We start from the raw sequence: 2608 nt of genomic DNA, 5'->3' as shown, positions 1-2608 counted from the left end.
CTCCCGCATCACCACCGACATCGACCGGCTCGCCAACGCGATGCGCGAAGCGGTCCCCCAGCTCGCCATCGGAGTGGTGTGGGGTGCGCTGCTGCTCGGCGGTCTTGTCGTCACCGCGCCGCCGCTGGCGCCCGCCGTGCTGCTCGCCGTGCCACGGCTGACGGTCGGCTGCCGCTGGTACTTCCGGCGCGCGCCCACCGGCGACCGTGTGGAGGCCGCCGGCTACTCACTCGCTACCGCCTACTTGGTGCTGCACTTCGGCAGATCACCGGTGTCACCGGAGCGGATGTCCTTGAGCGCGTTCAACGCGTCGCCAATGGTGGCCACCTTGACGAGTGTCAGCCCTTCGGGGGTGTCCGAGGCGGCGGCCGCGCAGTTGTCGGCCGGCGTCAGGAAGTACTGAGCCCCCTTGTCCCGGGCCCCGACGGTCTTCATCTCGATCCCGCCGATGGGGCCGACCACACCGTCGTCGTCGATGGTGCCGGTGCCGGCCACGAACTTGCCGCCGGTGAGGCTCCCGGGCGTCAGCTTGTCGTAGATGCCGAGGGCGAACATGAGCCCCGCGCTGGGCCCTCCGACATCGGCGAGCTTGATGTCGATGGTGAACGGGAAAGTGTGGTCGGTCCCGGCGGAGATCCCGACGATGGCTCGCTGGGCATCGTCGTCGTCCGACTTGGTGGTCGTGATGGTGATGTCCCGCGTCTTGGTGGCCGCCCGCTTCGCCTTCTCGGCGGCGGCCTGCTCCGCGGCGGGCACGATGGTGAAGACGACCTTCTCGCCGGGCTTGTGCTTGGTCACCAGCTTGGCGACGTCGGTGGGCACCTTGACCGCCGTACCGTCGACGGCCTTGATGACATCACCGGCGTGCAGCACGCCCTCTGAGGGAGACCCCTTCACGACGGTGGCGACGATCACCCAGGACTGCACCGGAACGCCGAGTTTGTCCAGCGCCGCGACCTTGGCGCTCTCCTGGGACTGGCTGAACTCCTCGGCGTTCTCCTGGGTCGACTGCTCCTCGGTCTTGCCGTCCGGGTAGAGCGTGTCGTGCGGCACGACCTTGTTGTCGTGCGAGAGCCACCCGTACACCGCCTCGACAAGGTTCATCTTGTAGTCGGCGCTGGTGACCCGGACGGTGGTCATGTTCAGGTGACCGGTGGTCGCGTAGGTCTTGTGCCCGGTGATCTGCAGCACCGGCTCGCCACCGTGGTCCCCGAGAGTGTTCACGGTCGGCCCCGGCGACAGCTCCGAATACGGCACGGTGATGAACACTCCGGCGCACAGGAGCGCGATCAACATCAGGGTGGAGGCGAGCATCGTCGCGGTGCGGCGTGGCATGGCACGACAGTACGGGACAGTCCTGTCGGCACACCGTCAGGGCCGCCCGTACGGTGTCTCAGGTACGGGACTTCTCCATGGCCTCGCGGAACCGCTCGTAGCCGTCGAGCTCGGGCCCGTCACCGCGCGTTCTGCGCGTCCGGTTGGCCCAACTGCCCCACAGACCGGCACCGATCGCGGCCACCAGCGGAATCAGCAACCAGGCGAGTGCCGCCATGCCGACCTCCCAACCCCAAAGAGCCACCGCAACTGACTGATCAGCAGATTAACGTCCGCCGTGTTAACGCTCACGCCCGGGGGCCGGTTACGCAACCGGAGGGCCGTCAGCAAGCGCCGACCCACTCCTCGGTCCCGTCGGAGAACGTCTGGTGCTTCCAGATGGGCACCTCGTGCTTGAGGTCGTCGATCAACTTCCGGCAGGCCGCGAAGGCCTCCCCCCGGTGCGGGCAGGACACGGCGACGACGACGGCGAGGTCACCCACGGCCAGGTCGCCGATCCGATGCACAGCGGCGAGCGCCCGCACCGGAAACTCGGCGACGACCTTCTCGGCGACACGCCGCATCTCGGCCTCGGCGCTGGGGTGACACGAATAGCCGAGCGCGTCGACATCGGCGCCCCCGTCGTGGTTCCGCACGGTCCCCACGAAGAGGGCGGTCCCTCCGGCGGAGTCGTCCCCGACAGCCCGGAAAACCTCGTCGAGGGAGAGGGGCGTCTCCCGGACGGCCAACAGCTTGATGGGCTCCAGAGCCGCCTGCTCGCCGGGGTGATCACTGAGGGGTGCCATATCCCCATCGTGCCACGCTCGGCGACTCCAGCCCGGAAGGGGGGGACGTAGTGGGGTTCGTACAGCCGGATGACGGTGGCTTCGCTCTCCAGGCTCACATAGGCGCTGAACCAGTCCGGCAGCACATCGCGGTACGTGTACCACCAGCCCGGCTGGTTGGCCTCCCTGGCGAGGTGGAGGAAATCGTCGATCTCCTTGGCCAGGACCCCGTAGGTGCGCAACAGCTCCTTCACGTAGGGGATGCGGAGGCCGACCTCGGCCTTCTCCATCCGGCGGACCGTCAACGGCGTGACCTCGATCGCCCGTGCGGCGTCCTCGAACGACACCCCCGCCCGCTCCCGCAGATGCCTCAGGCGCTTGCCGAGGACCATCCGCAGGACGGTGGGGGCACTTCCGCCTGAGCGGTTGTCGCTCACGTGGGACCTCCGGGGACCGCCGTCACAGCGGGCAGTGTGCCATGTCTTCGGTTGACACCGACAGGGCTTTGC

Annotated in this window: 3 protein-coding genes and 2 pseudogenes; 1 reads left to right on the top strand and 4 read right to left on the bottom strand. The window is 68.3% G+C overall.

The window, feature by feature from the left end; genetic code table 11:
* A pseudogene (locus STRTUCAR8_RS50375) lies at positions 1-247 on the top strand (ABC transporter ATP-binding protein); the annotation flags it as partial.
* On the opposite strand, the gene STRTUCAR8_RS28845 reads toward STRTUCAR8_RS50375, so the two are convergent.
* The 4 genes and pseudogenes from STRTUCAR8_RS28845 to STRTUCAR8_RS50370 form a co-directional block, all read right to left on the bottom strand.
* Positions 241-1335, bottom strand: a complete 1095-nt coding sequence (locus STRTUCAR8_RS28845; protein ID WP_006379629.1) for a YlbL family protein — start codon at positions 1333-1335, stop codon at positions 241-243. The pseudogene STRTUCAR8_RS50375 and the gene STRTUCAR8_RS28845 sit on opposite strands and share 7 nt — an antisense overlap.
* Positions 1336-1393: 58 nt before the next feature.
* The gene (locus STRTUCAR8_RS53520; protein WP_006379628.1) at positions 1394-1552 is read right to left on the bottom strand and encodes a hypothetical protein; all 159 of its coding nucleotides are present in this window, start codon (positions 1550-1552) and stop codon (positions 1394-1396) included.
* Between the two features lie 106 nt (positions 1553-1658).
* Entirely contained in the window at positions 1659-2120 is a 462-nt protein-coding gene (locus tag STRTUCAR8_RS28840; RefSeq protein WP_006379630.1) for a molybdenum cofactor biosynthesis protein MoaE, read from the bottom strand.
* Between the two features lie 41 nt (positions 2121-2161).
* Positions 2162-2536 (bottom strand): annotated as a pseudogene (locus STRTUCAR8_RS50370) (helix-turn-helix domain-containing protein); the annotation flags it as partial.
* Between the last annotated feature and the right edge of the window lie 72 nt (positions 2537-2608).

The organism is Streptomyces turgidiscabies Car8, from assembly GCF_000331005.1.
In the GTDB taxonomy this organism is placed as follows: Bacteria; Actinomycetota; Actinomycetes; order Streptomycetales; family Streptomycetaceae; genus Streptomyces; species Streptomyces turgidiscabies.
Note: the sequence above shows the minus strand (reverse complement) of the source record. Positions and strands in the feature narration are given on the sequence as shown.